Genomic DNA, 5,723 nt, shown 5'->3' with positions numbered 1-5,723 from the left:
GCCAGGTGCCGGCGAGCGCGTTCTTGTACAGGTCGTAGCCCGGGACGACGGTGATCGTCAGCTTGCAGGTGGCGGTCGTGGCGCTGGAGCTGACGCAGGTCGCCCGGTCCTCGTTGGGGATCAGCGCCCCGTCGATGCCGGTGTCGGGGTTCGATCCGTGCCACAGGTGCACCCACCCGTCGGAAATGCCCGTCGGGTGGGAGGCGGTGACCGAGACGGTGATCTTCTTCTTGGCGGTCGTACCGAGCACGATGTCCTTGCCGCCGTTGACGACGACCTTCTTGATCACCGGGTCCGTCACGACGGTGCGCGCCGACGCGCGCGGGGCGGCCGCGGGCTCCGCGCCGAACACCTCGGCGGCGGTCGGGGCGTCCGGGTCCGCGACGCCCCTGCCGTCGGCCTGGGCGGCCGGGAGGGCGAGCGCGGAAAGAGCCAGGGCGCCGGAGACGACGGCGACGGTGGCACGTATACGCATGTGTTCCCCTGATGGAGAAGGGGCCCGCGGCACGTGGTTCGGCCGGCCGGGCCCGTCTGGTCGATGAGTCTGCTGACTCGACAGATCAGACGGGCACCGGATGTGAATGGTTGTACACACTCATGTACGTATCGTGAAGGTCACGGGGTCGACGCCCCAGGGCGTGGTTCGGAAGCAGCGCCGTCCGCCCGGAGGGCGGGCAGGCGGGACTTCCGCACCACGTCCTAGTCGAACCAGCGGTCCCGGGCCAGCTCCTGGGTGCGGGAGGGGTCCTCCAGCAGGGCCGCCACCTCGAAGCGGCGCGGCCACTGCCCGGCCGCCCACGCCAGACCGGCCGCCACACCCTCCAGCGTCGACGCGTGGACCACCCCGTCCGGGGTGCGCCGCCAGTCCAGTTCGACGCCGCCCGCGCGGAGTTCACCGTGTTCGAGGTAGCTGTCGGGGGTGCCTGCGCCCAGCAGGACCCGCACCGGGTCCGGCACCCGGTGCTCCTCGCCCTCACTCGTCACCTCGGCCTCGACGCTCTCGCCGAGCCGCCCCACCTGGAGCAGCTCGGCCAGCTCGGCGGCGCGCGCCGGAGCCACCGGAAGCAGGGCCAGCCCCCCGGTGAGCGGCAGCAGGTCGGGGGCGTCCGCGATCACGGCGTCCGCCGCGTCGGCCACCACCACCTCGCCGTCCACGACGACGCGCAGGTCGTCGGGGAGCGTGACCTGTTCGGGGTCCAGGTCGGCCAGTGCGGTGTACAGCGAGTGCAGTTGTACGGAGGTGACGGGACGGTCCTCGTCCGCGAGCCGGCCCAGCAGCTCGGCCGCGCCCCCCGGCTCGTCCAGCAGGGCGGCCACCGAGGTCCGCACACCGAGGGCGCGCAGCACCTGGGCGTCGTCGAAGCCGGTGGCGTCGACGGAGTCGTACAGGCCGGCGAGGCGCGGGTCGCCGCCCGCGGCGCGCAGTCCCGCCGGACGCCGGCCGTCGAGCACCGGGTGGTCGCGCAGCCACCAGGCGGTGTACGGGCGCACGGACCGGGTCGTACCGTCCGGGAGGAGCACCCGCACCGGCTGGGTCAGCGCGTCGCGCAGCGGCGGGCGGGCGAGCATGGCGAGCGCCTGGGGCCACGCGTCGTCGTCGACGAGGTCCAGGTCGCGTACGGCGACGAGCTCGGTGGCGACCGGCGGCACCGGGGTGTCGGGCAGCTGGTCCAGGACGTCCTCGCACCACACGTCCACGGCGTCGAGCAGCCCGGCGTCGTCGGGCTCGGCGAAGTCTCCGTCCCGGGGCTCCAGTTCGTCCGGGTCGAGGACGACGTCGGTGGCGCGCACGAGGGCGAACGTGGCCAGCACCCCGCACGCGGTCAGGGGCTGTTCGCCCCAGCGGTCGGCCAGCTCCCCGTCGCACAGGGCGAGTTCGCCCTCCCGCATCACCTGGGCGAACGGGCTCCCGGGAAGGACGAGTTCACCGGCGGGCGCGGGCTCGCCGTCCTCGTCGGGCAGCGCCAGGGCACCCAGCCAGGGCTCGTCGCCCGGCTCCAGGTCCGCGTCCCGTACGAGGGCGAGGACGGTCTCGGCGAGCTCGTCGCCGTCCAGGGCGTCCTCGTCCCAGACCTCCCCGGCGTCCAGCGACCCGGCGACCGCCGCCCGCACCTGGGGGGTCGTCAGGACGGCGCGCGGGGTCGCGGGCAGGGCGCCCAGCTTCTCCAGCAGCGGGTGGGCGGCGTCCGGGTGGGCGACCTTCAGCCCGAGCCGGGCCAGCCGGGCGAGGACTGGGGCGGTCAGCGCGTCCGGCAGCGGCAGGAGGACCTGGCGGGGACCGATGGTGGTGCGGGGCACCTCGTCCGCCGTGCCCTCGCCCGCCAGCGGCACGGGCAGTCCCGAGAGCCGGTCCGGGTCGACCCCGGCCAGGCTGTCGTAGAGCCGCCGCCACCAGTCCGGGGCGCGTTCCAGACCGGCCAGCCGGTCGACGGCCTCGGTCAGCGGGACCCGGGCGACACCGAGCGTGCGCAGCTCGGTGCGGCGTTCCAGTCCGGCGGGGAGCAGGCAGGGCAGCACCTCGGCGAGCACCCGTACGGTCTCGGCGCCCACCCCCTCGACGACCTCCGCCTCCAGCGGTCGCAGCGCGGTGGTGGCGGTGCGGGGCACGCCGTCGGCACCGGCCTCCCAGTCGTCCCACCTCTCGTCCTCCGCCGCGAGGTCGCGGGGGGCCGCGGGCTCCAGGAACGCGACCTCGGGCAGCCGCTCCAGGATCGCGGCACGCAGCTCGCCGTCCAGCTGCCCCTTGCCGAGCGGGCCGGGCACGAGCGCGATCGTGGCGGTGGACACCGGCTCCCACGCGGCCAGCAGCTCGGCGTACGCGTCGGCCGCCCGCCGCACCAGGAAGTCGGTCAGCGGTCCGGGCGCGGGGTGCCGGCGCGTGGTGTCCAGCGGCAGCGAGGCGATCAGCAGCGCGGGTACCCCGAGGGGCTCCTCGGTGGGGGTCGGCGCGTGCACGACCGGGGCGGTACGGGGGCTGCGGGGCGCCCCGTCCTCGTCGACGGGCACGGCCCAGGTCACCGACCAGTGCGGGCGCAGCCGCTCCTCCACAGGCCGGTCGGCGAGCAGCGCGCGCTCGACGGAACCGTGCCGGGAGACGGTGCGCCAGCGGTGCGTACCGCTCGCGGAGTCCTCGACGTGGGTGTACGGGCCGTGCTGCGAGCGGCTCAACGTCCGTGTGCCGCCCGGGGTCTCGATGACGACCTCGGCGAGGCCGGGCAGCGTGAGCAGCAGCGCGTCGTCCACCGAGGCGAGCAGCCGCGACACGAGGTCCTCGGCGACGCCGTCGCGCAGGGGCAGCACCACGACGGTGTCGTACCCGTCGGGTGCGGAGCCCTCGGCGGGCAGCGGGAGCCGGAGCAGCGGGACGTGGCCGTCGCGGCGGCGGAGCTCGTCCCCGAGGCCGGGGCTGCCCTGGGCCGCGCGGTCGGCGAGGTCGCGGGCCTCGGCGAGGGACCAGCGGACACCGCCGTGCCGGCCGACGAGGGCGGGCTCGTCGCTGACCGCGAGGACCGCGGCGAACCCGACGCCGAACCGTCCCACGGCCTGCTCGTGGCCCTCACGCTTGGCGGAGGCCCGCAGCGTGCTCAGGGACTCGACGCCGGTGGCGTCCAGGGGTGCGCCGGTGTTGGCCGCGGCCAGGACGGCACGGCCGTCCCGGTCCTCGTGCAGGGTGAGCCGGAGCCGGCCGGGGACCCCGGCGCGGGCCGCGGCGTCGGCGGCGTTCTGGGCCAGCTCGGTCGCGGTAGCCGCCGAGGACGAGGTCCTCCTCGGCGTTGGCGTCCTCCCGGAAACGGGCGGGCCCCGCGCCCCAGGCGTCGAGCACACCGCGCCGCAGCCGCGCGGTCCCGAACGGATCGACCCCCTCGGTCGCATTCATGCTCACGCTCGTGACTCCGCTCTTCCGGTGACCCCTGACGCCCAGTGTGCGCCCGAAGGTACCGCGCCCGGAGCCGCCCATCCGGCCGAGGGGTGCGTCCTGGTGCCACGGCCGGGCCGGGGGTCCCGGGGAGGCGTCAGGAGTGGCCCAGATCCTCCGTGGGACCGTCCGGCCGGGCCGGGACCGAGCCGGAGTCGTCGTCCACCGGCCGCAACGCGTACTCGTCCACCCGCATCGTGTCCAGCGCGTGCGGCACCGGCTTCGGCGGTTTCGGCATCACCGCGGCCTCGGAGTGCCCCCCGCAGCCGTACGCCAGCGAGACCACCCGGCCGTCCGCCGGGGAGAACTCGTTGGCGCACACCCCGAACGCCTGCCGCAGCGATCCCGCCACGGGCAGCAGGAACGCGCAGGTCACACAGGAGGCCGGCGCGGCCTGCGCCATGGGTGTCCGTGGCCCGAAGGCCTCGTCCCAGCGTTCGGCGGCCATCCGCAGCCCGTACCGGGACAGCACCCGCGCCCGCCGTGCCCCGAGCTCCTCCGCGACCGACGCGATCGCGCCGCGGTTCACCTCCGGAGGACGGTTCGTCAGCTCCGCGTCCTCGACGTCGACGAGGTCCGCGATGCCCTCGGACATCTCCGCGATCACGGAGTTCGGCGGCGGCTCGTCCTCACCGGTGTAGCCGGGCTCCAGGCGGGGGTCCTCCGCCTGGGTGGGCAGCAGGTCGCCGGGGCCCATGTCGCCGGGGCGCAGCCGCTCGCTCCAGGGCACCCACTCCGGGGCGAGGAGCGCGTCGGAACCGGGCAGCAGCACCGTTTCGTCAAGGGTGACCTTCTTGGCGCGGGAGGCACGGGCGACCGTCACCGCCCAGCGCCAGCCCCGGTAGCCGGGGTCCAGGCACTCGAAGTAGTGCGTGACGACCCTGTCCCCCTCGGAGACGAGGGAGACGTGCTCGCCGACCTCACCGGGGGCGGCGGCCTCCTCGGCCGCCTCCCGGGCGAGGTCTACCGCCTCGGCGCACAGGCGGTCGGGGGCGGGGGTACGGGCCGTACGGCTTCGCGTCGTCGCAGCACTCACAGGTCTCGCTTCTCTCCATACGCCGTCTCACGAGCGCGCCAACAGCCCATCGATGTCCGATTTCGGCTGTCGCGGATGCGGGCGGAGCGGACCTGGGGGCCGCGTCGACGTCCACACCCTCGGTGCCTGCCTCGGGCGCGCCTTCTGCCATCCATTCTGCGGGATCGCGAAGAGGCGCGCGGCCAAGAACCATCGCCGGTGGCGCGTGAGTGCACGCTACCCTCTCCGCCGCTCCGCGCCCACATGCCCGTCCGGAACAGGCCCGGAACAGGGGCGGAGCCGCGCCGGGACCGGGCCGTGTCCGTCGTACGGAAGAGGGGCGGCCGGGCGCCCGAGAGCCCGGTCCGGGCTCATCCGGCGGAGCGTCGGCCGCCGCGCCCGGCCCGATCATGGGGTTCGTGAGGGCCGGAGGTGGGGCACTATGACTCACGTGGCTGGCGACAGGTCGTCCGACGGATCCGGCCCCCTTCGCAGGGCGGGCCGGACGATGGGCCGTGTCCTGCGCGCTCCGTTCAGCTGGGCCGGACGGGGCATCCGCAGGGCGACCAACGCCCACGGGGCCGGGGAGTCCGGTCTCGGCAAGCTGATCGAGCTGCACGCGGTCAACGGCGCGGGCGACGTCATGATCACCGTCGCGCTCGCCTCCACCGTCTTCTTCTCCGTACCGACGGACGAGGCGCGCGGGCGCGTCGCCCTGTACCTCGCCGTCACGATGGCCCCCTTCACCCTGCTCGCCCCGGTGATCGGCCCGCTGCTGGACCGGCTGGCGCC

The 5,723-nt window shown here is 75.4% G+C and carries 1 protein-coding gene and 3 pseudogenes; 1 reads left to right on the top strand and 3 read right to left on the bottom strand.

What is annotated here, in order from left to right; translation table 11 throughout:
* The 3 genes and pseudogenes from IH13_RS0105600 to IH13_RS0105590 all read right to left on the bottom strand — a co-directional run.
* Window positions 1-475 (bottom strand): annotated as a pseudogene (locus IH13_RS0105600) (calcium-binding protein); the annotation flags it as partial.
* Between the two features lie 224 nt (window positions 476-699).
* A pseudogene (locus IH13_RS36815) lies at window positions 700-3,877 on the bottom strand (sacsin N-terminal ATP-binding-like domain-containing protein).
* Between the two features lie 136 nt (window positions 3,878-4,013).
* A complete protein-coding gene (locus IH13_RS0105590; protein ID WP_031081517.1) occupies window positions 4,014-4,952 on the bottom strand; it encodes a DUF3027 domain-containing protein in 939 nt (312 codons plus the stop codon).
* Window positions 4,953-5,373: 421 nt separating this feature from the next.
* On the opposite strand from IH13_RS0105590, the pseudogene IH13_RS0105585 reads away from it, so the two are divergent.
* Window positions 5,374-5,723, top strand: a pseudogene (locus tag IH13_RS0105585) (MFS transporter); the annotation flags it as partial.

It is taken from the genome of Streptomyces sp. NRRL WC-3549 (genome assembly GCF_000721935.1).
GTDB lineage: Bacteria > Actinomycetota > Actinomycetes > Streptomycetales > Streptomycetaceae > Streptomyces.
The sequence above is the reverse complement of the archived record's forward strand: the minus strand, read 5'-3'. Positions and strand labels throughout refer to the sequence as shown.